Genomic DNA, 25,194 nt, shown 5'->3' with positions numbered 1-25,194 from the left:
GCCGCATCCGTACTGGCGCTCCAGCTCGCCGCCCGCGGCCGCCTGCTGCCCGGTCTGAGCCCCGCCGACCACGACGCCTGGCGGCTGGGCCCGCTGGACCCGGCCGACGTCGGGCGGCTGCGCGATCTCGCCGCCGCCATGCCGCCGTACGCCCACGCCACGCCCCTGCCGGACACCGACCCCCTCGAACTGCCCGAGCCCGAGCGCCACCTGCGGGCCTTCCTGGACGCGGTCGCCGACGGCCTGCCGCGCTCCCCCGCCGCGGCAATGGCCACCGGAGGGCCGGCCTTCGCGGCGGCCGCACCGCAGCACATCCCCGAGCAGCGCGCCTGGGCCGCCGATGTCGCGGCGGGGCACGACGCGGGCGTACGGATCTCGCTGCGCGTGGAGGTGCACGGGCTGGACACGGACCGGGCCGCCTTCACCGCCGTGCTCCAGCTGCACAGCCTGACGGATCCGACGCTGGTCGCGGATGCCGCCGAGGTGTGGGCCGGGGCCTCACCGGCGGGGCAGGCGTTCGGGCCGCGGGCCCGGATGGACACCTTGCTCACGCTCCGCCGGGCCGCCGGCACCTGGTCGCCGCTCGCCCCTCTGCTGTCCGCGGCGGTGCCGGACGCGCTGCCGCTGGCCGACGAGGAGATCGCCGAGCTGCTCGGCCCGGCCGGGCGCGCGCTGGCCGCGGCCGGAGTGCAGGTCCACTGGCCCAAGGAGCTGGCGCGCACGCTCACCGGCCGGGCGGTGGTGGGTGGGCCCGACCCCCTGGAGGGGACCGGGTCCGGGCTGCCCTCGCTGCTGTCGGCCGATGCGTTGCTGTCGTTCAGCTGGCGGTTCGCGGTGGGCGGCCAGGAGATCGGCAGGGCGGAGCTGGAGCGGCTCGCCGAGGCCGGCCGCCCGCTGGTGCGGCTGCGCGACCAGTGGGTGCTGATCGACCCGGAGGCGGTGCGCGCCGCCCGCGACCGCCGGGACCGTAAGGTCACGCCGCTGGACGCGCTCGGCGCCGCGCTCACCGGCACCGCCGAGGACGACGACGGCCGCCAGGTGACCGTAGAGGCGTCCGGCCCGCTGGCCGCACTGCGGGACCGGCTCGCCGATCCGGAGCGTACGGACGCCGCGCCGGTCGGGCAGCCCGCCGCTCTCGCCGCGACGCTGCGCGACTACCAGCTGCGCGGGCTCGGCTGGCTGCACCGGATGACCTCGCTGGGGCTGGGCTGCACGCTCGCCGACGACATGGGGCTGGGCAAGACCATCACCCTCATCTCGCTCCATCTGCACCGGCAGACGCATCCCGACTCCAAAGGCCCCACGCTCGTCGTCTGCCCCACGTCCCTCATGGGCAATTGGCAGCGGGAGATCGAAAAGTTCGCGCCGGGCACACCCGTGCGCCGCTTCCACGCCGGGCGGCGCAGCCTGGCGGACCTGGCGGACGGCGAGTTCGTGCTCACCACCTACGGGACGATGCGGCTCGACGCAGGGAAGCTGGCGGAGGTGGGCTGGGGGCTGGTCGTCGCCGATGAGGCGCAGCACGTCAAGAATCCCTTCTCCGCGACCGCCAGGGCGCTGCGCACGCTCCCCGCCATGGCACGGGTGGCGCTGACCGGCACCCCGGTGGAGAACAACCTCTCGGAGCTGTGGGCGATCCTGGACTGGACGACACCCGGTCTGCTGGGGCCGCTGGGCCGGTTCCGTACGCGCTGTGCGCAGGTCATCGAGGGCGGTACGGGCGCGTCCCCCGAGGCGGCCGAGCGGCTGGCCCGGCTGGTGCGGCCGTTCCTGCTGCGCCGCCGCAAGTCCGATCCGGGGATCGCACCGGAGCTGCCGCCCAAGACGGAGACCGACCGTGCGGTGGCGCTGACCAAGGAGCAGGCCGGGCTGTACGAGGCCGTGGTGCGCGAGGGACTCAGCGAGATCGCCGGGACGGACGGGTTCGCGCGGCGTGGGCTGGTGGTGAAGCTGCTGACCTCGCTCAAGCAGATCTGCAACCATCCTGCGCAGTTCCTGAAGGAGGCGGCCGAAGAGTCCGGACCGGACGGGAACCCGCCGCGGATCGCCGGTCGTTCAGGGAAGGTGGAACTCCTGGACGAACTGCTGGACACCATCCTCGCGGAGGGCGCGAGTGTGCTGGTGTTCACGCAGTATGTGCAGATGGCGCGGCTGCTGGAGCGGCATCTGACGGCGCGTGGGGTGCCCACCCTGTTCCTGCACGGCGGGACGCCGGTCGCGCGGCGCGAGGAGATGGTGCGGCGGTTCCAGGAGGGTGCGGCGCCGGTGTTCCTGCTGTCCCTGAAGGCGGCCGGTACGGGACTGAACCTCACCAGGGCGGCGCATGTGGTGCACTTCGACCGCTGGTGGAACCCTGCCGTCGAGGCGCAGGCCACCGACCGCGCGTACCGCATCGGCCAGACCCAGCCGGTGCAGGTCCACCGGATGATCACGGAGGGCACGATCGAGGACCGGATCGCCGAAATGCTCTCCCGTAAGCAGCAGTTGGCGGATGCGGTGCTGGGATCGGGCGAGGCAGCGCTGACCGAGCTCACCGATGCCGAGCTGGCGGACCTGGTCACCCTGCGAGGGAGCGAGCGATGAGCACACCGGGAAAGAGGAACGCACCGGGAGAGACGTTCGGGCCCGAGCGGACCTTCGCCGCGCTGCCGGCGGCGCGCGGCGGGGCGTTCGCGCGGAGCTGGTGGGGGCAGGCGTGGCTCAAGGCGCTGGAGGACACCGCGCTGGACGGCAAGCAGCTCAAGCTGGGGCGCCTGCACGCGCGCGCCGGTGCGGTGGGTGCGGTGTCGGTACGGCCCGGCCGGATCACCGCCGTCGTACAGGACCGTGACCACACCCGGCACCGTTCCGATGTGCTGCTGCAGCCGCTGAGCCCGGCGCACTGGGACCGTTTTCTGGACCTGGTCGCGGACCGGGCGGGGCATATCGCGGCGCTGCTGGACCATGACATGCCGCCCGTCCTGGTCGAGGATGCGGCGGATGCGGGCCTGGAACTCCTGCCGGGAATAGGCGACCTGGAGCCGGAGTGCAGCTGCGGGGCGTGGGACCACTGCGCCCATTCCGCCGCGCTGTGCTACCAGGTGGCGCGATTGCTGGACCAGGACCCGTTCGTCCTGCTGCTGTTGCGGGGGCGAGGGAAGCGCGAGCTGCTGGACGAGCTGCAGGCGCGCAGCGCGTCGCGGGCCGAGGTGCCGGCGGACGGCGAAATCGGGTCCGTGACGGGGGTGTCGGCCGCCGAGGCGTATGCGGCGCGCGACATCCTGCCGCCGCTGCCCGCACCGCCGCCTGCTGTGGAGACGCCGGGCGCCGCGCCGGTGCTCGGCGGTGGCACTCCGCCCGCGCCCGGAGTGGAGGTGGCCGCGCTGGAGTTCCTGACAGGCGATGCGGCGGCGCGCGCGCAGCGGCTGCTGGCGGATGCGCTCTCCCCCTGGCACCCGGACAATCCGCCGCCGCCCGCCCTGACGCCCGCACAGGACGCGGTGCGCCTGGCGGCGGCCGCGCCCGGGGCGGCGATATCGGCGCGGCTGACGGCCGGTTCCGGGCGCGGTGCGCGGGGGCTGGCAACGGCCGTGCGGGCCTGGGAGCTGGGCGGCACGGACGGGCTCGCGGTGCTGGAGGAGGACTGGACACCCGAGCCCGAAGCGCTGGCCCTGGCGGCCGACCGGCTCGCCGCTGCCTGGGAGGACGGCGAGACCCGGCCGCGGCTACGGGTCACCCGCAACCGCTGGACGGTGGTCGGCGGCGCCGCCCAGTTGCGCTACGGGCGGGACGGCCGCTGGTGGCCGTACCAAAAGGACGGCGGGCAGTGGGTGCCCGCGGGGCCGGCGACGGACGATCCGGCGGGCGCGCTGGCGGAGCTGTCGGCGGAACCGTCGACGGAGCTCTGGGCGGAGGGATGAGTGGTACGGGCGCGGGCGGGACCGGCCGCTGGGGCGGTCGCCTCCCAGGAGCGGCTCGGCACCCGCACTCCCCTGCCTCCCGGTGCGCGGGCGCCTGTCGTACGAAGATCTCGTGCGACGGCGGGCGGTTCGGGGATCCGGCCACGCCGGCCGAGGGCCTTGTGACCGCCGCCCAGGTGCCGTTCGCGGCCGAGGCGGCCCGCTGTTCCCTGCGCCGGGCGGGTTCCGCGTGGGACCCGCCCGGCCCAATCCGCCCCATCCGGCTACGCCGTGCCCCCGCTCGTGATTCGCTGGGTCGATCCCCCACCGTCAGGCAAGTCGCCCGCAGCAGGAGGAACCGTGACCGGCACTTCGCCGCACGCGCCGCAGCAGACGCCCTACGGACAGCCACCCCGGCCCGCCGACGAGACGGACCGTGCACCGCACCACCACACCCACCGTGACCGCCTGCTCCCGTACTACGAGGACCGCTCGCCGGGCAGCGGGAGCCTGCCGCCGCGCGCCTGGTTCGCGGCATCGGACGCCCCACGGATCTCCCTGCACGGCACCTGGCGGTTCCGGCTCGCCCAGGCCGCCACCGCACACGACGAGTCGTTCGCGCGGCCCGACTTCGACGACACCCAGTGGCAGGACCTGCGGGTACCGGGCAGCTGGGCCCTCAAGGGCCATGGCGCGCCCGCCTACACCAACACCGCCTACCCCTTCCCCGTGGACCCGCCGCGGGTGCCGGACGAGAACCCGACCGGCGACCACCGGCGCGTCTTCGACCTGCCCGAGGGCTGGGGCGAGGGGCCCGCGGTGCTGCACTTCAGCGGGGTGGAGTCCTGTGCCCGTGTGTGGCTCAACGGGCAGGAGCTGGGGCACTTCAAGGGCAGCCGGCTGCCGCACGAGTTCGAGGCCGGCCATCTGCTGCGGCCGCGCGGCAATGTGCTGGCGGTGCGCGTCCACCAGTGGTCCTCGGGCAGCTATCTGGAGGACCAGGACCAGTGGTGGCTGCCCGGCATCTTCCGCAATGTGTCGGTGCACCGCCGCCCCCAGGGCTCCGTCGTCGATCACTTCGTCCACGCCGGGTTCGATCACGTCACGGGAAACGGCACGCTGCGCGTGGAGTGCGAGCCCGCGGGCCGGGTGAGGGTCCCGGAGCTCGGGCTCGACCTGGCGACCGGCGAGAGCGCCACGGTGCCGGTACGGCCCTGGACGGCCGAACGGCCGCACCTCTACGACGGCGAGCTGGTCACCCCGGGCGAGCGGATCCCCCTGCGGATCGGGTTCCGTACGGTCCGCGTCGAGGACGGTCTGCTGAAGATCAACGGCCGCCGCATCCTGCTGCGCGGCGTCAACCGCCATGAGTGCCATCCGCGCTACGGGCGCACCATCGGCCCCGAGGCGATGCGCCGCGATCTGGTGCTGATGAAGCGCCACAACATCAACGCGGTGCGCACCAGCCACTATCCGCCGCACCCGGCCTTCCTGGACCTGTGTGACGAGCTGGGGCTGTGGGTCATCGACGAGTGCGATCTGGAGACGCACGGGTTCGCGCAGCAGGGCTGGCGGGGCAACCCGGTCGACGACGAGCGCTGGGAGCCGGCGCTGCTCGACCGGGCCCGGCGGATGGTCGAGCGGGACAAGAACCACCCGAGCATCGTGCTGTGGTCGCTGGGCAATGAGTGCGGCACGGGCCGCGGGCTGTCCGCCATGGCCGCCTGGATGCACGAGCGGGACCCGTCGCGTCCGCTGCACTACGAGGGCGACCGCAGCTGCGCCGACACCGATGTGTACTCCCGGATGTACGCCGGCCATGCCGAGGTGGAGCGCATCGGGCGGCGCGCCGAGGAGCCGCTGCCCGACCCGGAGTTGGATGCGCGCAGACGTCAACTGCCGTTCCTGCTCTGCGAGTACGCGCATGCGATGGGCAACGGTCCGGGCGGGCTGAGCGAGTACCAGCGGCTGTTCGAGAGGTATGAGCGCTGTCAGGGCGGGTTCGTCTGGGAGTGGATCGACCACGGGCTGCGGCAGCTGACGCCCGACGGTGAGGTGTTCCACGCCTACGGCGGCGACTTCGGCGAGGAGCTGCACGACGGCAACTTCGTCTGCGACGGGCTGGTCTTCCCCGACCGGGTGCCGTCGCCGGGCCTGGTGGAGTTCAAGAAGGTCATCGAGCCGGTACGGATCGAGGGGCTGCCCGGCGGGGACGGTGCGGCGGGGGTGCCGGGCGCGGACGGTGCGGCGGACCGGGTCCGGATCACCAACCTCCATGACTTCGCCGGTCTCGGGCATCTCGCGTTCCACTGGCGCTACGAGGTGGGCGGCGAGGGGCGCGGGGCCGGCCGGCTCGAGGTGCCGCCGCTGGGGCCGGGCGAGTCGGCCGTCGTGGCGCTGCCTCCGCCGCCGGTGGCGGAGGGCGACTTTGGGGAGGCCTGGTGGACGGTCCAGGCGGTACTCGCCGCGGACACCCCCTGGGCGGACGCGGGCCACGAGGTCGCCTGGGGCCAGCCGGCCGCCCCCGTACTCGCACCCGCCGCTCCCCCGGCGGCCGGCCCGGGGCGCGCGGCCCCGCGCCGCGGCGAGGGCAATGTGATCGTTCTCGGCCCGGGGACCTTCGACGCCACCACCGGGACGCTCGGCTATCTGGACGGCGTACGGCTCACCGGCCCGCGCCTGGACGTGTGGCGGGCGCCGACCGACAACGACGAGGGGGCACCCTGGAAACCGGGGCCGCACCCGGCGGCCGAGTGGCGGCGGATCGGACTGCACCGGATGCGGCAGCGCGTCGACTCCGTCGAGACCGGCCCCGACGCCCTGGTGGTCCGCACCCGGGTCGCCCCGGCCGCCACGGATCTGGCGCTGTGCGCCGTCTACCGCTGGACGGCCGAACGCGACCTGCTGCGCCTGGAGCTGGCCGTCGACCCGGTGGGTGACTGGCCCGCTCCGCTGCCGCGGCTGGGGGTGCGGATGGCGGTGTGCGAGAGCCTGGGGCTGGCGGAGTGGTTCGGCGGCGGGCCCGGCGAGGGCTATCCGGACACCCGGGCGGCGGCGCGGGTGGGCCGCTGGTCGATGCCGGTGGACGCGCTGCAGACGCCGTACGTCCGGCCGCAGGAGAACGGCGCGCGGCCCGATGTGCGCTGGGCGCAGCTGACCGGAAGCAACGGCTCGGGCATCCGGATCGAGGGCGACCCGAACTTCTTCTTCACCGCTCGCCGCTGGCCTGTGGAGGTGCTGGACGCGGCCCGGCACACCACCGATCTCCTCCCCGGCGACCGGCTGTGGCTGCATCTCGACCATGCCCAGCACGGCATCGGCAGCGGGTCGTGCGGGCCTGGGGTACTGCCGCAGCACCGGCTGGAGGTGGCGCCGGCGCGGTTCTCGTTCACGTTCTCGTCGCTGGAATGACGCGCCGGGAATGACGCGGGGGCGGGGGCGTTACGATCCGAAGAGGGGGCGGGGATCACGCCGCCGTCGGCGTCCGTCCGCCTCCGGCAGCACCGCGAGGCATCGAGAGGCACCGAGAGGCACGCACCATGGTCCGCACGTCCCCTTCGCTCATCGAAGCGATCGCCGCGGGGCCGGTCGTCCTCGACGGCGGGCTGTCCAACCAGCTGGAGTCCGCCGGGCATGATCTCAGCGATGCGCTGTGGTCGGCCCGGCTGCTCGCCGAAGAGCCGGAGGCCGTCGTACGGGCGCATCGGGCGTACTACGAGGCCGGGGCGCAGGTGGCGATCACCGCCAGCTATCAGGCGACGTTCGAGGGGTTCGCCCAGCGGGGCATCGGGGCCGCGGAGGCCGCCGAGCTGATCGGGCGGAGTGTGGAGCTGGCGCGGGAGGCGGCGGGGCGGGCGGAGGCGAGCGGGGTCGCCGGGCCGCTGTATGTCGCCGCGTCGGCCGGGCCGTACGGGGCGATGCTGGCCGACGGCTCGGAATACCGCGGCCGATACGGGCTGTCGGTGGATGCGCTGGAGCGTTTCCACCGGCCGCGGCTGGAGGTGCTGGCCGCGGCACGGCCCGATGTGCTGGCGCTGGAGACGGTGCCGGACGCCGAGGAGGCCCGTGCGCTGCTGCGGGCGGTGCGCGGGCTGGGGGTTCCGGCGTATCTGTCGTACAGCGTGGCGGGTGATCGGACGCGGGCCGGGCAGCCGCTGGCGGAGGCGTTCGCGCCGGCCGCGGAGGCGGACGAGGTGATCGCGGTCGGGGTGAACTGCTGCGCGCCGGACGATGCGGACCGTGCGGTCGAGCTCGCGGCGCGCATCACCGGCAAACCGGTGGTGGTCTACCCCAACAGCGGGGAGAGCTGGGACGCCGAGGCGCGGGCGTGGTGCGGCAGCCCGGCCTTCGAGGCCGACCGGGTCGCCGGGTGGGCGGCAGCGGGCGCCCGGCTCATCGGCGGCTGCTGCCGGGTGGGGCCGGAGGCCATTGCGGAGCTGGCGGCGGTCCTCGGGCGTTGAGCGGGCGCGGAGCGCAGGGTTCCGTCGACGCGGAGCAATGGTGTTACCCAGCCGCAACCACTCACCCGGCGACAAAGGTGCTGGCCAATGGCAGGATTCAGGCCACTCGCAGCACCGCACGGCTTGGTTGATGTTCGCTCGCCCGCGCCTTGGAGGACCCTTGTCCACTCGCTCCGCGTTGCCTGTCATAGCCGTCGCCGCGGCCGTAGCCGTCCTGGCAGGGTGCACCAGCACCAAGTCCGACGGGAAAAAGAGTTCCGGTCTTGAGCTGGTCTCCGCCGGAAAACTGACGACCTGCACGCACCTTCCGTATGCACCGTTCCAGGTGAAGAAGAGCGGCAAGATCGTCGGGTTCGATGTGGACCTGGTGGATCTGGTGGCGAAGGATCTCGGGGTCAAGCAGGAAATTGTCAATACGCCCTTCGAAGGCATCGAGACCGGCAATTCCTTCACCATCCGCAAATGCGATCTGGCCGCCGCGGGCATGACGATCACGTCGGCCCGTGACAAGGTCATGGACTTCTCCGACCCCTACTTCGACGCCACCCAGGCCCTGCTGACGAAGACCGGCAAGCCGTACAAGAAGGTCGAGGACCTCAAGGGCAAGAAGCTCGGCTATCAGAAGGCCACGACCGGCGGAATTTTCGCCAAGGACCACGGCAAGGGCGTGGATCTGGTCGAGTTCGAGGACCTGGGGCTGCTGCTGACCGCCGTGAAGTCGGGCCAGGTCGACGCCGGCATCAATGACAACGGCGTGCTGTTCGACTATGTGAAGCAGAACCCCGACACCAAGGTGACCGCGGAATTCGATACGGGTGAGCAGTACGGCATCGGTGTCCGCACCGGCAATGATGCGCTGCGCAAGAAGATCAACGCGGCCATCAAGAAGGCCAAGTCCGACGGGAGTTACGACCGGATCTACAAGAAGTGGTTCGGCGCGGCGCCGAAGAACCAGAAGAACTGAGGCCGGCCCCGATGCCCCTTTCCAAACGACGGCGCGCGCGGGTCGTCCGCGGCACGCAGTACGGCGTCCTCGTTCTCGCCGTGGTGGCCTTCGCGCTGGTCGCCGACTGGCACCAGCTGCGTGTGGCGTTCTTCGACATCAATGTCGCGAAGGCCCTGTTCCCGGACATCATCACCACCGCCCTGGTCAATACCGTCCTCTACACCCTGCTCGGCTTCGGTTTCGGGCTCGCGCTCGGACTGGTGCTGGCGCTGATGCGACTGTCGTCGGTGCCGCCGTACCGCTGGATCGCCGTCTCCTATATCGAGTTCTTCCGCGGGATTCCGGCACTGCTGGTGTTCATCGCGCTCGGCTTCGGCGTGCCGCTGGCCTTCGAAGTGGCACTCGACATGAACGTGACGGTGATGCTGTCGCTCGGTCTGGTGGGCGCCGCGTATATGGCCGAGACCATCCGGGCGGGTATTCAGGCCGTCCCGAAGGGGCAGACGGAGGCGGCCCGTTCGCTGGGAATGTCGCACGGCCGGTCAATGCTCTCGATCGTCATTCCGCAGGCGTTCCGTATCGTACTGCCGCCACTGACCAACGAACTGATCCTGCTGACCAAGGATTCCTCTCTCGTCTATCTGCTGGGTCTCTCGCTCGGCCAGTTCGAGCTGGCCAACTTCGGCCGGGACGCGCTCACCGAGCACAAGAGCCTGACCCCGATCCTGATCGCCGGACTGCTCTATCTCGTGATCACCCTCCCGCTCGGCCAGCTGGTCCGGCGGCTCGAGGCCCGTACGGCAAAGGCCAGGTGACCGCAATGACGCAGGACAAGGCAGTGGACAAGGCAGTGGACAAAGCCGCGGAGAAGGAAGCAGCAAAAGATGCGGCTCCGGAGAATTCCGGGTACGCCAAGGCGATCGATGTGCAAGGTCTGCACAAGGCATTCGGCGAGCTGGAGGTGCTGCGCGGAATCGACTTCTCGGTGGCGCGCGGCGAGGTGGTGTGCGTCATCGGGCCTTCGGGTTCCGGCAAGTCGACGCTGCTGCGCTGTGTGAATCTGCTCGAAGAGCCGAGCGCGGGCCGGGTCACGGTGGCCGGTACCGAGGTCACGGACCCGGATGTGGACATCGATCGGGTACGGCGCCGCATCGGCATGGTTTTCCAGTCCTTCAACCTCTTTCCGCATCTGACCGTGCTGGAGAATCTGACGATCGCCCAGCGTCGGGTGCTGCGGCGGGACCGGGCGGAGGCGGAGCGTATCGCCCGCGTCAATCTCGAACGGGTGGGCCTGAGCGAGAAGGAGGCGTCCTACCCGGCGCAGCTTTCGGGCGGCCAGCAGCAGCGGGTGGCCATCGCCCGTGCGCTGTCCATGGACCCGGAGCTGATGCTCTTCGACGAGCCGACCTCGGCACTGGACCCGGAGCTGGTCGGCGACGTGCTGGCGGTGATGCGGTCGCTGGCGGACGAGGGCATGACGATGCTCGTCGTCACCCATGAGATGAGCTTCGCGCGGGAAGTCGCCGACCGGGTGGTCTTCATGGACGGCGGGGTGATCGTCGAGGAGGGCACCCCGGAACGGGTGGTGGGCGATCCGCAGCACGAGCGGACCCAGACGTTTCTGGCGCGGGTGCTGGATCCGGCGGCAGCCGAGGTCGGCGAGGTCGCGGACACCGGGCCGACGGGCAAGCGCGTCGACCGCTGAGCCCGAAGGGGACGCCGCCGCGCGGCGGCGTCGGCCGAGTAGGGACGGCAGCGTGCCGGCGACGGTGTCGGCCGTCCGGCTCAGGAGAGCGGCTTGGTGAGCTTCTTGGTGTTGGTGCGGTTCCCCGTCAGGCTGCAGGTGACCGTCCTGATACCCATCTTGTATCCGCTGATGTTGGGGAACTGGACGTAGGTGCCCTCGGCCGTGCCGGAGGTCTGCCGGCGCGCCTTGCTGTCCAGCTCGTCCTTGCAGAGCGAGGACGCCTTCGACTGGATGTCGTCGTCGGTCTTGAAGCCGGAGCCCGTCAGGCGGTGGGTGGTGACGACCTCGCCGTCGTGCGGGCCGTTGCAGGAAGCCGCCGTGTTGTTGCCGCCATCGTCTCCCGACGGCGCGTTGAAGCAGTCGCCCACCGTCATCCGGAAGAACGGGAGGGAGCCGTCGCTGGGCGTCGGCGCCGCGCTCTGGGTGGCCTCATCGCTCGGCGTCGGCCAGGGGTTGTTGTCGGTGGGCGTGGCAGAGGCGCTCGCGGACGGCGTGGCGCTGGAGGCGGCGGGCTGGGCGTGGGACTTGCTGCTGCCGTCGCTGTTGACCACGACGATCGTGATGACGGCGGCCACCACCAGGGCGCCACCGCCGATGATCGCCGCGATCACCTTGCCGTTGCCGCCACCGCCGCCGGGCGGCGGGCCGGCCGGCTGCTGCCAGCCACCGGGTCCCGCCGGGCCGCCGGGCCCGTAGCCGCCGCCCGCGGGCGGACCGTAGCCGCCGGGGGGCTGGTTACCGGCCGGCGGGTAGCCGCTCTGGTCGTACCCACCCTGGCCGTAGCCACCGGCGGGTGGACCGAAGCCCCCCGGATTGTCGTTCGGCGGCTGGTTGGACGGAGGCGGAGGAAAGCTCATGGCAGAAATGATCGCTTCTTTACGGGGCTTTGGGTGACGCGGTGACCAACCTGGAACATTCCGCGGCTGAACCCTCTGGCGGGTGGGCACGTTCGGACAGCCTGGCAACCCTACGGCCCGGAGGAAACCCGTGTTCACCGACCTCCCGTTGGACGAACTGAGCAACTACCGCCCACCACTGCCCGAACCACCCGGTTTCGACGCCTTCTGGCAGCGCACCCTCAAGGAGGCGCGCCGCCACGACCTGGACGCCCGCTTCACCGAGCTGGACACCGGCCTCGCGCTGCTGCACACCTACGACGTGGAATTCTCCGGCTTCGGCGGGCACCGCATCCGCGGCTGGTTCCTTCTCCCGCGCACGGCCGGCGGCCCGCTGCCGTGCATCGTGCAGTACCTCGGCTACGGCGGCGGCCGGATGCTGCCGCACGACTGGCTGCTGTGGCCGTCCGCCGGATACGCGGCGCTGGTCATGGACGCCCGCGGGCAGAGCGGCCCCAACCGCCCCGGTGGCACACCCGATCCGGTCGCCGCCACCAACCCGGGCGTACCCGGCAAAATGACACAGGGGCTGCTCGATCCCGACGACTACTACTACCGGCGGCTGTTCACCGATGCCGTACGGGCGGTGGAGGCGGCGCGCGGGCACGACGAGGTGGACGCCGAGCGGATCGTGGTCTCCGGGGGCAGCCAGGGCGGCGCGACCGCCCTGGCCATGACGGGGCTGGTGTCCGGTCTGGCGGGCGCGCTGATCGATGTGCCATTCCTGACACACATCCGGCGCGCGCTCGATCTCACGGACGCGGGCCCCTACGGCGAGCTCACCCGCTACTTCGCGGGCGAGCGTGGGCACATCGACACCGCCCTGCACACCCTGGACCACTTCGACGGCCTGAACTTCGCGGCTCGCGCGAGTACCCCGGCGCTCTTCGGTACGGCGCTGCGCGACGAGATCGTGCCACCGTCGACCGGCTTCGCCGCCTACAACCACTACGCGGGCGAGAAGGCGCTGAAGGTGTGGCGGTTCAATGCGCACGAGGGCGGCGGCGGGGAGCAGCGGATCGCGGAGCTGGCGTTCGTCCGCGAGCTGTTCGGCTGACTTCCGGCACTCAGGCGGCGCCGAGCAGGTGGTCGAGGGCCAGCTGGTCGAGGTGCTCGAAGGCCATACCGCGCGCGCCCGCCGCCTCGGCGTCGAAGGTCTCGAAGGCGGTGCGGTCCGCCAGCAGCCCGGCCAGGCCGTCCTCGGCGGTGGGCCGGGCCAGCTGGTCCAGGCGCGCGGCGCGCAGTGCCTCCCGGACGGCCGGGTCGGCGCGGAAGGCCGCCGCGCGCTCCTTCAGGAGCAGGTAATTACGCATACAGCCGGCCGCCGAGGCCCAGACGCCGTCCATGTCCTCGGTGCGCGGCGGCTTGAAGTCGAAGTGCCGCGGCCCGTCGTAGCCGGCCGTCTCCAGCAGGTCGACCAGCCAGAACGCGGACCGCACATCGCCCGCGCCGAAGCGGAGGTCCTGGTCGTACTTGATGCCGCTCTGGCCGTTGAGGTCGATGTGGAAGAGCTTGCCGGACCACAGTGCCTGGGCGATGCCGTGCGGGACGTTGAGCCCGGCCATCTGCTCGTGGCCGACCTCGGGGTTGACGCCGTAGAGCTCGGGGCGCTCCAGGCGCTCGATGAAGGCCAGGGCGTGGCCGACGGTGGGCAGCAGGATGTCGCCGCGGGGCTCGTTGGGCTTGGGCTCGATGGCGAACCGCAGGTCGTAGCCCTGCTCGACGACGTACTGGCCGAGCAGGTCGAACGCCTCCGCCATCCGGTCCAGCGCGGCCCTTACGTCCTTGGCGGCGCCCGACTCCGCGCCCTCGCGCCCGCCCCACGCCACATACGTACGGGCGCCGAGCTCGGCGGCGAGGTCGATGGTGCGGAGCGTCTTGCGCAGGGCGTAGCGGCGGATGTCGCGGTCGTTGGCGGTGAAGGCGCCGTCCTTGAAGACGGGGTGGTTGAAGAGGTTGGTGGTGGCCATCGGGACGACCATGCCGGTGGCGTCCAGGGCCTTCGTGAAGCGCTTCACCGCTGCCCCGCGCTCGAGGTTGCCGCAGCCGTACGGGATCAGATCGTCGTCGTGGAAGGTGACGCCGTACGCGCCGAGCTCGGCGAGGCGGTGGACGGATTCGACGGGGTCCAGCGGGTGGCGGGTGGCGTCCCCGAAGGGGTCACGGCCCTGCCAGCCGACCGTCCACAGGCCGAAGCTGAACTTGTCCTCGGGTACGGGCCGGCAGCTCATCGTGACTCCCTCGGTCATTTCGTCAACGGGCCTTACAAATTCCGCGGCGGCCAAACTAATATGCGACAGCACACCGGGGAACCCCCTGGGAGCGGGGCCCTGGATCCGAACCGCTGAGGAGAGTGCACGATGGGCGCACAGGCAGCCGGACCGCTCGTCGTCGGTGTGGACAGCTCCACCCAGTCCACCAAGGCGCTGGTCGTGGACGCGGAGACCGGTGCGGTCGTCGCCCGGGGCCATGCGCCGCACACCGTCAGCGGCGGGGCGGGCAAGGAGAGTGATCCCCGGCAGTGGTGGCGGGCGCTGGGCGAGGCGCTGCGCCAGTGCGGCGACGCGGCGCGGCAGGCCTCCGCGCTGTCCGTCGGCGGCCAGCAGCACGGCCTGGTCGCGCTGGATGCGGCCGGTGAGCCGGTGCACCCGGCGATCTTGTGGAACGACGTCCGCTCTGCACCCCAGAGCGAGCGGCTGATCGAGGAGTTGGGCGGCGCCAAAGCCTGGGCGGACCGGGTCGGGAGCGTGCCGGCACCGGCGTTCACCGTCACCAAATGGGCCTGGCTCCGGGCGAACGAACCCGACGCGGCGGCCGCCACCGCCGCGGTGCGGCTGCCGCACGACTACCTCACTCAGCGACTGACCGGCCAGGGCGTCACCGACCGCGGCGACGTGTCCGGAACCGGCTGGTGGGCCTCGGCCACCGGGTCGTACGACACCGGGATCCTGGACCATGTCGGCCTGTCCCCCGACGCGCTGCCGCGGGTCGCCTCGCCCGGCGAGGCGGCCGGGACGGTCCACGCCGACGATCTGCCGCTGCCCCACGGCGCGTTGGTGGCGGCGGGCACGGGGGACAACATGGCGGCGGCGCTCGGCCTGGGTCTGCGCCCCGGGCAGCCGGTGCTGAGCCTGGGCACCTCCGGGACGGTCTACGCGGTCTCCCGGCACCGGCCCGCCGACCCGACCGGCACCGTCGCGGGCTTTGCGGATGCCCGCGGCGACTGGCTGCCGCTCGCCTGCACCCTGAACTGCACGCTCGCCGTGGACCGGATCGCGGCGCTGCTCGGCCGGGACCGGGAGGCCGTCGAACCCGGTGGCGGCGCGGTCCTGCTGCCCTTCCTGGACGGCGAACGGACCCCGAACCTGCCCGCCGCCTCGGGCCTGCTGCACGGGCTGCGGCACGACACCACGGCCGGCCAGGTGCTCCAAGCGGCTTACGACGGCGCGGTGTTCACCCTGCTCAAGGCCCTGGACCAGGTCATGGACGCGGATGCCGCACCCGACACCCCGCTGCTGCTGATCGGCGGCGGCGCCAGGGGCACGGCCTGGCGGGAGACCGTACGGCGGCTGTCCGGCCGCCCGGTGGTGGTGCCCGAGGCCCAGGAGCTGGTCGCCCTCGGCGCGGCGGCCCAGGCGGCCGGGCTGCTGCTCGGCGAGGACCCGGCGGCGGTGGCCCGGCGCTGGGGTACGGACCGCGGCGCGGCGTACGAGCCCAGGGAGCGGGACGGGGCGGCGCTGGCGCGGCTGGCGACGACGCTGGCGGGCGGGGAGAGGTTGCTGCGGGGGTGAGGCCCCGGTGACCGCCGTACCCGCCACCCCCGCCGACCCCCGGCCGCCCCCGAGGAGCCACCGCATGCCCACCCCCGACACCCAGCACGCGCTCCGCCGCCGCAATCTGTCCCGGGTGCTGCGGGCGGTGGCTGCGGCGGGGCCGATGTCGCGGGCAGGGGTGGCGGCGCGGATCGGGCTCACGCGGGCGGGGGTCGCGCCGCTGGTGGACGAGCTGCTGCGGGCCGGGCTGCTGGTCGAGGCCGGGCGGGCGGCGCCCAGCGGGCGGGGCAGGCCGGGCAGCGAGCTGACGGTCAGCGACCGGGGCCCGGCGGGGATCGGGGCCGAGATAGGCGTCGACCATCTGGCCGTGTGCGCGGTGGATCTGCGCGGCGCGGTCCGGGCCCGGGTGGCGACGGACGCGGCGAACCGGCGCAGCGAACCCGGCCCGGTGCTGCGGCGGCTCTCCGCGCTGCTGGCGGAGGTGACGGCGCAGATCGCCGCCGAGGGGCTGCGGCCCGCCGGCCTGACCGTCGCGGTGCCCGGCCTGGTGGCCCTAGGCTCGGCGACCGTCGTGCACGCCCCCAACCTCGGCTGGCGGGAGGCGGATCTCGCCCCGGAGCTGGCCCCGGCGACCGCGGCGTACGACGTCCCCGTACCGCTCACCGTCGACAACGAGGCCAACCTCGGCGCCCTGGCCGAACTCCGGCTGGGCCGCGGCCCCGACGGTGCCGCGCCGCCGGCGGACTTCATCCATGTCTCGGCGGAGGTCGGCATCGGCGCCGCGATCGTGGTGGACGGTCAACTCCTGCGGGGCGCACGAGGTTTCGCGGGCGAGCTGGGGCATGTGCCGGTGTATCCGGACGGGCGTCCGTGCGACTGCGGGGGCCGTGGCTGTCTGGAGCAGTACGCGGGGGAACGGGCCGTACTGCGCGCGGGCGGGCTCACGCCGGAGCAGGCGGCGGCGGTGCAGCCGGGGCCCGGCGCGCGGAGCGCACTGCTCGCGCGCCGGGCCGCCGACGGGGACGCGGCCACCATAGGGGCGCTGCACGAGGCGGGGACCGCGCTGGGTATCGCGCTCGCCGGGACAGTGAATCTGCTCGATCCGCGGGCGGTGGTCCTCGGCGGCGCGCTGGCGGGGCTCGCGCCCTGGATCCTGCCCTCCCTGGAGCGGGAGTTGGCGCTGCGGACGGCGGTCGCCCCGGCCGCCGCGCGGCGCGACGGATGTCTGGTGGCGGTGTCCCGGCTGGGGGCCGACGGGCCGCTGCTCGGGGCGGCACATGCCGCTTTGCGGGCCGTCCTCGACGATCCGGTCAATTCCATCGCCCCGGCACACCCTCCCCAGAGCTGAACCGGCTAAACCTTTCCATGGAAAGGGATTTCCATGCCACCCATTCGAGCGATTGTGCTGATTAAAACAGCGCCACTACCTTTGTTTCGGTGAGCTGCCGACGAGACGAACTCCCTTGAATGGGGAGGCCGTTCCGGCTGTGCCCGCACCCTTCAAGAGATAGGCGGAGTTGTGACGATTGCCGACGAGACCCCGACCGGAAGCGCCGAGGATTCCCCGTATTCGAGTCTGAGCACCACCGCAGCGCGGAATTTGGCCACCACCACCAAAACCGTTCCGCAGATGCAGGGGGTCACCTCCCGCTGGCTGCTGCGGCTGCTGCCCTGGGTGCAGGTCTCCGGCGGTACGTACCGGGTCAACCGTCGGCTGTCGCACACCGTCGGCGACGGGCGTATCGATTTCGACATCTCCGGCACGACCGTGGCGATCATCCCCGAGGAGCTGCGTGAGCTGCCCGTTCTACGGGACTTCACCGACAACGAGGTCCTGGCCGCGCTGGGGGAACGGTTCACGCAGCGGGAATACACCCCCGGAGAGCTGATCGCCGAGGCCGGCGGGCCCGGGGACCGGCTGGTGCTGATCGCGCACGGCCGGGTGGACCGTATCGGCACCGGCAAGTACGGGGACGAGACCGTGCTGGCCGCTCTGGCCGGCGGCGACCACCTCGGCGACGCCCCGCTCACCAGCGACGACGCAACCTGGCAGTTCACCTATCGCGCGGTGACCCGGGTAACGGTCATGACGCTGCCCCGGCAGGCCGCGCTGGAGATCATCGAGCGCTCGCCCGGACTGCGGGAGCATCTGGCGACGGCCGGGCAGGGGCCCGTTGCGCCGACGAACACCAGCGGGGAATCGGCGGTCAGCGTGGCCTCCGGGCACCACGGCGAACCGTCCCTGCCCAGCACGTTCGTCGACTACGACCTGGCGCCGCGGGAGTACGAACTCAGCGTCGCGCAGACGGTGCTGCGCACCCACACCCGGGTCGGCGACCTCTACAACGACCCGATGAACCAGGTCGAGGAGCAGCTCAAGCTGACCATCCAGGCGCTGCGCGAGCGCCAGGAACACGAGATGATCAACAACCGCGAGTTCGGCCTGCTGCACAACGCCGACCTCAAGCAGCGCATCCCCACCCGCAGCGGCGCACCCACCCCCGACGACCTCGATGAACTCCTCGCAACGGTCTGGAAGGACCCGGGCTTTCTGCTCGCCCACCCCAAGGCGATCGCCGCGATCGGGCGGGAATGCAGCGCCCGGGGGCTGTATCCCACGGCGGTGGATGTCAACGGGCATTCGCTGCCGTCGTGGCGCGGGGTGCCGATCTTCCCGTGCAACAAGATCCCGGTGACGCCGGAGGGGACGAGTTCGATTCTGCTGCTGCGCACCGGCGAGGAGAAGCAGGGTGTCGTCGGACTGCACCGCAACGGAATTCCCGATGAATACGAGCCGAGTCTGTCGGTGCGTTTCATGGGAATCGACGACCGGGCCGTCATCAACTATCTGGTGAGCGCCTACTATTCGGCGGCAATTCTCGTTCCGGATGCGCTGGGCGTCCTCGAAGACGTGGAAATCGGTCACTGAATACCCGGGCGCTGTGCGCCCCTCCTCGAATTCTCCGCCGGCAGCACCACGCAGTACTCACAGCACCGAACAGAACAGGTGAGCTTTCTCCATGACCACATCCGTGGACCCGACCTCCGGCCCGCAGGCGTCCGACATCGAGCAGAACCGTTCCAGCCTGGACACCTCGGCCGCGCGCAAGCTGGCGACCACGACCAAGACCGTGCCGCAGATGCAGGGGATCTCCTCCCGCTGGCTGCTGCGCGTCCTGCCCTGGACACAGGTCAACGGCGGTACGTACCGCGTCAACCGCCGCCTCAACCACACGCTCGGCGACGGCCAGGTGGAATTCCTGTCGACCGGTGCCGAAGTCCGGGTGATTCCCGACGAGTTGCGGGAGATGGCGCCGCTGCGCGGCTACACGGACACCGCGACGCTGGAGGCGCTGGCCGACCGGTTCGCCCAGGTGGAGTTCGCGCCCGGCGATGTGCTCGCCCGGCAGGACCAGCCGGCGGACCGGATCATCCTGATCGCCCACGGCAAGCTGGAGCGCCTCGGCACCGGCAAGTACGGCGACGAGACGATCCTGGGGACGCTGGCCGACGGCTCCCACCTGGGTGCCGCGGCGCTGCTCTCGGCGGAGGCGGAGTGGGAGCACACCGTACGGGCGGTGACCCGGGTGACCGCGCTGACGCTGTCGCGCGCCGACTACGAGGAGGTGCTGGGCCGCTCGGAGTCGCTGCGCGCGCATGTCGAGGAGTTCCGGGCCGCGCTGGTGCCGGCGCAGAACAAGCACGGTGAGGCGGCCATCGAGGTGGCCGCGGGCCATGTCGGCGAACCGTCGCTGCCCGGCACGTTCGCCGACTACGACCTGGCGCCGCGGGAGTACGAGCTCAGCGTCGCGCAGACCGTACTCAAGATCCACTCGCGGGTCGCGGACCTCTACAACGACCCGATGAACCAGCTGGACCAGCAGCTGCGGCTGACCGTGGAGGCGCTGCGCGAGCGCCAGGAACACGAGATGATCAACAACCGGGAGTTCGGCCTGCTGCACAACGCCGACCTCAAGCAGCGCATCCACACCCGCAACGGCCCGCCCACCCCGGACGACCTGGACGAGCTGATCTCGCGGCGCCGTAAGACCCAGGTCCTGCTGGCGCACCCGCGCACCATCGCGGCGATCGGGCGGGAGTGGAACGCGCGGGGCATCTATCCGGCCGGTTCGGAGATCGACGGCACCGCGGTCCGCGCCTGGCGTGGCATTCCGCTGCTGCCGTGCAACAAGATCCCGGTGACCCCGGACCAGACCAGCTCGATTCTCGCGCTGCGGCTCGGCGAGGAGAACCAGGGTGTGGTCGGGCTGCACCAGACCGGCATTCCGGACGAGTACCAGCCGGGGCTTTCGGTGCGGTTCATGGGCATCAATGAGCAGGCGGTCATCAAGTACCTGGTCAGCGCCTACTACTCGGCGGCGGTGCTGGTGCCGGATGCGCTGGGCATCCTGGAGGACGTAGAGATCGGCCACTGAGCCGGATCGGCGACAGCACCCGGGTGCCGCTGCCCTGCCCCTGCGTCAGGGGTGGGGTCGTGGCACCCGGGTGACATGCGTTCAGCTATCGGGGCGGTATCCGGCCTGCGGGATACCGCCTTTGGTCGAGCCATTGGCAGAACGGCCACTCCCTTGGCAGATCGTGAGTTCGTACACATGATGAACACATCGCATGTGTGACATGTACGCGACCTCGTTCGGTCTTGTCAGGAGTTCACATGGAGCCCGACCGCCCTCTCCCGGCCCGCAGACGCCTGCTCACCGGTGCGGCCGCTGTCGCCACGTCCGCCGTCCTCGGCCCGCTCACCGCGGCCGCCGCGCGCGCGACCCCGCTCCCCGGCGGCCCGACCGGCCCCACCGGGAACGACGACGGCTATCCCCCCACCCACTGGATTCCGGCCGACCCCGCCAACTACACCGCCGCCAACCGGCCGTCCCAGTACCCGATCGAGACGGTCGTGGTGCATGTGACGCAGGAGACGTTCGACGACACCATCAAGCTCTTCCAGGACCCGGCCCACAAGGCGGCCGCGCACTATGTCGTACGGTCCGCCGACGGCTACATCGCCCAGTGCGTGGGAGAGAGGGATGTCGCCTGGCACGCCGGGAACTGGGACTGCAACACCCGCAGCATCGGCATCGAGCACGAGGGCTGGATCGACGACCCGAAGTGGTTCACCGACATCCTGTACGCGCAGTCGGCCCGGCTGACGGCCGCGGTGTGCGACTTCTATGCGATCCCCAAGGACCGCGAGCACATCATCGGCCATGTCGAGGTCCCCGGAACCGATCACACCGATCCCGGGCAGTACTGGGACTGGGCGCGGTATATGCAGCTGGTCACCGCGGCGAGGCGCTGACCGGCGACGTCGCACGGCCCTTCGCAGGACACAGCGGATGACACGGCGGGCGACACGGCGGCCGTACAGCGGATGTGCAGATTATCGACATCTGCGGGTCATAGTGGGCGTCTCCGGCACCTGAGACAGTTGACGCGGCGTCAGGAGAGCTCGTGACACAGCGATTCGGCCGGGTTCGCGTCGTACTGACGGTGCTGGTGGCCTGGGCCGTGCTGGCCGGCGGTGGAGTGACCGGCGGGGTGCGGGCCGCCGCCGCAGACGGCTCCCTCCGCCAGGTGACCGCCGTACCGGTGGCGCCCGGTGTGGAGTACGAGGAGTTCCAGACGGAGGTGCCGCGCGGCACGGCGCACGGACATCTGCTGACGGTCGATCTGGACGATCCACGGGTGACGGTGGATCTGCTGCATCCGGGGGCGGTCGGCGCGCGGGCACCGGTGTCCGAACTTGCCGACGCGCGGGCCGCGGTGGGGGCCGTCAACGGGGACTTCTTCAATATCAGCGAGGCCCAGCATCCGGGGGTGGAGCCGACGGGCGCCTCGGTCGGGCCGGCGATCTCGTCCGGGCGGCGGCTGAAGGGCGCGGTGCCGGACGGGCAGCGGTTCGGGCCTGCCATGCCGCCGGGCGCGACCACCGAGGACGTCCTGGGCATCGGTTACGACCACCGGGCGCGGCTGGACCGGCTCGCGCTGCGCGGGTCGGTGTGGACCGCCGACGGACCGCTGCCGCTGCGCGGGCTCAATCAGTACGCGCTGCCGGTGGACGGTATCGGTGCCTACACCGAGCTGTGGGGGCCGGCCTCCCGGGTGCGCGCCACCTGCGGTACGGACACCGACCGGGCGGCTCCGTGCAGCGCGGAGACCGCGGAGGTGACGGTCCGTCACGGTCGGGTCGCGGAGCTGGCCGATCGGCCGGGCGCGGGCGGAGTCGCCGCCGGGAGCGTGGTGCTGGTGGGTCGGGAGGAAGGGGCGCGGCAGCTGCGCACGCTGCATCTGGGGGATCCGGTACAGGTCAGCCATCGCCTGGTGGGCCAGGGGCCCGTGCCGCTGCACTTCGCGGTCGGCGGCTTCCCGATCGTGCGGGATGCGCGGCCGGTGGACGGGCTGGACTCCGGCTCCGCGGCGGTGCGTACCGCTGCGGGGGTCGGGGAGGACGGCCGGATGCTGTATCTGATGGCGCTGGACGGGACGCCCGGGGAGCCCGGTATGACGGTGCGTGAGCTGGGCGAGCTGATGAGCCGGCTGGGGTCGCGGGATGCGGTCGATCTGGACGGCGGCGGGTCCTCGACGCTGGTCAGCCGCGATCCGTTCAGTCGGGATGTGACCGTACGCAATCATCCGTCGGGCGGTGCGGAGCGGCCGGTGCCGAATGCGGTCGGGGTGTTCAGCTTCGGGTGAGCGGGCGGCTCAGGTCTTCCGGGCGCGCTCGGCGCCCGCGGTGCGCAGCCGGCAGAAGGCATAGACGCAGCCGGCCAGCGCCAGGTCGGAGAGCAGCAGAAAGCCGATGGCGTAGGAGCCCTTGCCGCGGTGGACGGCGCCCAGGACGAGCGGCGGTACGAAGCCGCCGAGGCCGCCGACGGCGCCGACGATGCCGGTGACGCTGCCGACCCGGTCCTGTGGGGTGACCCGCGAGAGCAGGGCGAAGACCGAGCCGCCGGCCGCACCCAGGCCCGCCGCCATGACCAGGAAGTCGATCGCGCCGACCGGGCTCAGCGCCGGGTCGAAGGCCTGGAGGACGGCGGGCAGGGCGGCCGCGCCCAGGGCCCAGGCGGTGACGACGGCGGGGTGCACCCGGTCCGCGCACCACCCGCCGATGGGCCGGCAGACGACGGCGACGAGCACGAAGCCGGCCGCCTTGGTGCCCGCGTCGCCGGCGCCGAGGTGGTACCAGGTCCGGAGGTACGTCGGCAGATACACGCCAAGTGCGACGATCCCGCCGAGGCCGATCGCGTACAGCGCGGCCAGCTCCCAGGTGACCCGCTGCCGGCCGGCCCGGCCCAGCCGGCCGGCGAGCGAGTCCTGTGGGACGGGCCGGTCGGGGTGGTCGGTGATCAGGAGGGCGGCGAGCACGGCGAAGGCGGCGAGGCCGATGGCGACGACGAGGTAGGGGAGGTTCTCGTCGAAGGCGTGGATGCGGGGCGTCAGATAGCCGGAGAGCGCCACGCCGCCCGTGCCCATGCCGAAGACGCCCAGGGCCAGACCGCGTCCGGCGGGTGGGAACCAGGCGTTGACGAGCGGGATGCCGATGGCAAAGGCGGTGCCGCCCAGGCCGAGGAAACAGCCGACGGCGAGCAGCGCGCCGTAGGAGGTCTTGACGGGGATGAGCAGCAGCACCGGAACGATGGTCAGCGCGGAGACCAGGGGGAACATCACCCGGGCGCCATAGCGGTCGGTGAGCGCGCCCACCGGCACCCGGCCCAGCGAACCGGCCACCAGCGGCACCGCCACCAGCACCGAGACCTGGACGTTGGTCAGGTGGAGGCCGGCCTTGAAGGCGTTGCCGAGCGGGAAGATCAGGCTCCACGCCCAGAAGGTGACGGCGCAGCCGAGGGTCGCCAGGACCAGGTTCCGGCAGGCCGACGCCGTCACGGACGCACGCTGCTGACCACGTCGGCGGCGCCGGAAAGCCCTTGGTGGATGTCGGGGGCGAGGCTGCTGCTCGCCAGGTAGAAGCCGAGCAGCGCGCACACCAGGGCGTGCGAGAACTTGAGTTTTCCGCTGCGCAGAAAGATGACGGTCAAGATCACCAGCAGTAGGACGACCGAAATGGAAATTGCCATGGTGCACCTCCTCGACCGCCGCCCGAACGGACGGCAATGAGTGGCCAGTTTGGCGTATTTCGGGGTATGTCCGGTTCGCGGCCCGGTGCGCCGATCGGGTGATCACTGCACGTCACCGGGCGGCCCCGCCCGTCACCCTGGAGCGATGTGGCACGCATCACGTCACTGCGCGCAACGAAACATCGCGCCGAAACGTCTTAGCGGGCGCCGTCCCAGGCGTATCCGCCGTATCCGCACCACCGACGAAAGCCCCCTCATGAGACAGCCTCCCTCCGCTCGCCGTGCCCGTTCGCGGCACGGCGCGCTCGTCCTGGTGCCGATGCTCGGCATCGGCGTGCTCACCGGGTGCGGGGGAAGCACGGCAGCGGCGCACGAGGGCGAGCCGGTGAAGGTGGGGCTGGGGGCGGCCAGCGGCACCACAACGGTGCAGGCCGGCGACAAGCTCCGGGTGACCGCGCGCGGCGGTGTGCTGACCGAGGTGACGGTCACCGATCCCGGGGGCAAGCAGCTGGCCGGCGGGTTCGCCGGCGGCGATACGGTCTGGACCTCCCGTACGCGGACCGCACCGGCCACCAAGTACTCCGTCGTCGCCCGGACGAAGAACACCCGGGGGGCGGCCGGCGAAGTCAAGGAATCGGTGACCACGGCACGGACCGGCAGCCTCGGCGCGCCGGACCGGAGCCCTGGGCGGAGTGCTCCGAACGGACCGCCAAATGGTCCGTACGGGGGAAAGCAGGCACCGTCGACGGACCGGAGAATGGACGGGCGAACGGCCCCGCAGCAGCCAACCCCTTTCAAAGCCTAATGTGACGGAATGAGCACCGTGCAGGACCAGGATCAACTTTCGGCGTGGCGCCGTTTTCGGCGCCGTGTGCCCAATGGCTTCGCCATCACCTTCAGCATGCTGGGGCTCTTCTGCGCCCTGACAGCACTGATCGGGCCGTTGCGGCGCGGACTCAAACCGGTGGTCTACTGGCTGGACGCCCTGACCATCCCGGTGTCGCCGAACTTCGCCTATGCGGCGTTCCTCTTCCTGCTCGGCGCGGCGCTGGCCGCCCGTAAGCGGGTGGCGCTGTGGTTCCTGGCGGCGTATCTGGTGCTGGTGGTCCTGGCGGATGTGCTGTTCCTCGCCGAGGGGCTCTCGGAGTACTGGTTCTCCGTGGTGCTGTGCACCGGGGCGCTGGTGCTGCTGCTGGTCGCGCACCGCGAGTTCTACGCGGTCACCCGCCGCGGGGCGTTCCTGCGGGCCATCGGCGTACTGGCCGGCGGCCTGGTGGCGGCCGCCCTTCGTCGCAGTCCGGACAGGGCAGCCGCCTGCCCACACCGCGGCGGTCGACGAGCGGCTCAACGACGACCGCTACATCGTGCCGGGCCTGGGCGACGCGGGCGACCGGATGTACG

19 protein-coding genes and 2 pseudogenes are annotated in these 25,194 nt (G+C 72.0%); 17 read left to right on the top strand and 4 right to left on the bottom strand.

What is annotated here, in order from left to right; all coding sequences use genetic code 11:
• From AB0D04_RS36545 to AB0D04_RS36515, 7 genes are all read left to right on the top strand, one after another.
• The coding region (locus AB0D04_RS36545) for a DEAD/DEAH box helicase (protein WP_362711716.1) at positions 1-2,583 on the top strand (2,583 nt) is incomplete at its 5' end.
• Entirely contained in the window at positions 2,580-3,899 is a 1,320-nt protein-coding gene (locus AB0D04_RS36540; protein ID WP_362711715.1) for an SWF or SNF family helicase, read from the top strand. The genes AB0D04_RS36545 and AB0D04_RS36540, both read left to right, overlap by 4 nt.
• 447 nt (positions 3,900-4,346) lie before the next feature.
• On the top strand, positions 4,347-7,289 hold the full coding sequence (locus tag AB0D04_RS36535; protein WP_362711718.1) for a glycoside hydrolase family 2 TIM barrel-domain containing protein: 2,943 nt from the start codon (positions 4,347-4,349) through the stop codon (positions 7,287-7,289).
• Between the two features lie 128 nt (positions 7,290-7,417).
• Positions 7,418-8,338 (top strand): homocysteine S-methyltransferase, encoded by a 921-nt coding sequence (mmuM, locus tag AB0D04_RS36530; protein WP_362711714.1) that lies wholly within the window; start codon positions 7,418-7,420, stop codon positions 8,336-8,338.
• A gap of 160 nt (positions 8,339-8,498) precedes the next feature.
• Positions 8,499-9,302 (top strand): ABC transporter substrate-binding protein, encoded by an 804-nt coding sequence (locus AB0D04_RS36525; RefSeq protein WP_362711713.1) that lies wholly within the window; start codon positions 8,499-8,501, stop codon positions 9,300-9,302.
• A gap of 11 nt (positions 9,303-9,313) precedes the next feature.
• On the top strand, positions 9,314-10,099 hold the full coding sequence (locus AB0D04_RS36520) for an amino acid ABC transporter permease (protein ID WP_362711712.1): 786 nt from the start codon (positions 9,314-9,316) through the stop codon (positions 10,097-10,099).
• Positions 10,100-10,134: 35 nt separating this feature from the next.
• A complete protein-coding gene (locus tag AB0D04_RS36515; RefSeq protein WP_362711717.1) occupies positions 10,135-10,989 on the top strand; it encodes an amino acid ABC transporter ATP-binding protein in 855 nt (284 codons plus the stop codon).
• An 80-nt stretch (positions 10,990-11,069) separates the two neighbouring features.
• Here the strand turns inward: AB0D04_RS36515 and AB0D04_RS36510 are convergent, their stop codons facing one another.
• Positions 11,070-11,888, bottom strand: coding sequence for a hypothetical protein (locus AB0D04_RS36510; protein WP_362711711.1), 819 nt, complete (start codon positions 11,886-11,888; stop codon positions 11,070-11,072).
• A 130-nt stretch (positions 11,889-12,018) separates the two neighbouring features.
• Between AB0D04_RS36510 and AB0D04_RS36505 the strand changes: the two genes are divergently transcribed.
• Positions 12,019-12,984, top strand: a complete 966-nt coding sequence (locus tag AB0D04_RS36505) for an acetylxylan esterase (protein ID WP_362711710.1) — start codon at positions 12,019-12,021, stop codon at positions 12,982-12,984.
• A 10-nt stretch (positions 12,985-12,994) separates the two neighbouring features.
• On the opposite strand, the gene xylA is transcribed toward AB0D04_RS36505, so the two are convergent.
• On the bottom strand, positions 12,995-14,158 hold the full coding sequence (gene xylA, locus AB0D04_RS36500) for a xylose isomerase (RefSeq protein WP_362711709.1): 1,164 nt from the start codon (positions 14,156-14,158) through the stop codon (positions 12,995-12,997).
• A 129-nt stretch (positions 14,159-14,287) separates the two neighbouring features.
• On the opposite strand from xylA, the gene xylB reads away from it, so the two are divergent.
• The 6 genes from xylB to AB0D04_RS36470 all read left to right on the top strand — a co-directional run bounded on the left by xylB (position 14,288) and on the right by AB0D04_RS36470 (position 22,411).
• A complete protein-coding gene (gene xylB / locus AB0D04_RS36495) occupies positions 14,288-15,718 on the top strand; it encodes a xylulokinase (protein ID WP_362711708.1) in 1,431 nt (476 codons plus the stop codon).
• A 64-nt stretch (positions 15,719-15,782) separates the two neighbouring features.
• Positions 15,783-17,048 (top strand): ROK family protein, encoded by a 1,266-nt coding sequence (locus tag AB0D04_RS36490; protein WP_362711707.1) that lies wholly within the window; start codon positions 15,783-15,785, stop codon positions 17,046-17,048.
• A 171-nt stretch (positions 17,049-17,219) separates the two neighbouring features.
• A complete protein-coding gene (locus AB0D04_RS36485) occupies positions 17,220-18,629 on the top strand; it encodes a family 2B encapsulin nanocompartment shell protein (protein ID WP_362711706.1) in 1,410 nt (469 codons plus the stop codon).
• Positions 18,630-18,720: 91 nt separating this feature from the next.
• Positions 18,721-20,136, top strand: coding sequence for a family 2B encapsulin nanocompartment shell protein (locus AB0D04_RS36480; RefSeq protein ID WP_362711705.1), 1,416 nt, complete (start codon positions 18,721-18,723; stop codon positions 20,134-20,136).
• A 239-nt stretch (positions 20,137-20,375) separates the two neighbouring features.
• Positions 20,376-21,017, top strand: a complete 642-nt coding sequence (locus AB0D04_RS36475) for an N-acetylmuramoyl-L-alanine amidase (RefSeq protein WP_362711704.1) — start codon at positions 20,376-20,378, stop codon at positions 21,015-21,017.
• Between the two features lie 152 nt (positions 21,018-21,169).
• Positions 21,170-22,411, top strand: a complete 1,242-nt coding sequence (locus AB0D04_RS36470) for a phosphodiester glycosidase family protein (RefSeq protein ID WP_362711703.1) — start codon at positions 21,170-21,172, stop codon at positions 22,409-22,411.
• A 9-nt stretch (positions 22,412-22,420) separates the two neighbouring features.
• Here the strand turns inward: AB0D04_RS36470 and AB0D04_RS36465 are convergent, their stop codons facing one another.
• Both AB0D04_RS36465 and AB0D04_RS36460 read right to left on the bottom strand, forming a co-directional pair.
• Positions 22,421-23,602, bottom strand: a complete 1,182-nt coding sequence (locus AB0D04_RS36465; protein WP_362711702.1) for an MFS transporter — start codon at positions 23,600-23,602, stop codon at positions 22,421-22,423.
• Positions 23,599-23,793, bottom strand: a complete 195-nt coding sequence (locus AB0D04_RS36460; RefSeq protein ID WP_362711701.1) for a hypothetical protein — start codon at positions 23,791-23,793, stop codon at positions 23,599-23,601. The genes AB0D04_RS36465 and AB0D04_RS36460 overlap by 4 nt, the downstream gene beginning before the upstream one ends.
• Before the next feature lie 256 nt (positions 23,794-24,049).
• On the opposite strand from AB0D04_RS36460, the gene AB0D04_RS36455 reads away from it, so the two are divergent.
• The 3 genes and pseudogenes from AB0D04_RS36455 to AB0D04_RS36445 all read left to right on the top strand — a co-directional run.
• The gene (locus tag AB0D04_RS36455; protein WP_362711700.1) at positions 24,050-24,598 is read left to right on the top strand and encodes an Ig-like domain-containing protein; all 549 of its coding nucleotides are present in this window, start codon (positions 24,050-24,052) and stop codon (positions 24,596-24,598) included.
• A 9-nt stretch (positions 24,599-24,607) separates the two neighbouring features.
• A pseudogene (gene lysS, locus AB0D04_RS36450) lies at positions 24,608-25,018 on the top strand (lysine--tRNA ligase); the annotation flags it as partial.
• A gap of 97 nt (positions 25,019-25,115) precedes the next feature.
• A pseudogene (locus AB0D04_RS36445) lies at positions 25,116-25,194 on the top strand (uracil phosphoribosyltransferase); the annotation flags it as partial.

The sequence above is a fragment of the Streptomyces sp. NPDC048483 genome (assembly GCF_040651455.1).
Classification (GTDB): Bacteria; Actinomycetota; Actinomycetes; order Streptomycetales; family Streptomycetaceae; genus Streptomyces.
This window is presented reverse-complemented; position numbering and strand designations above follow the sequence as displayed.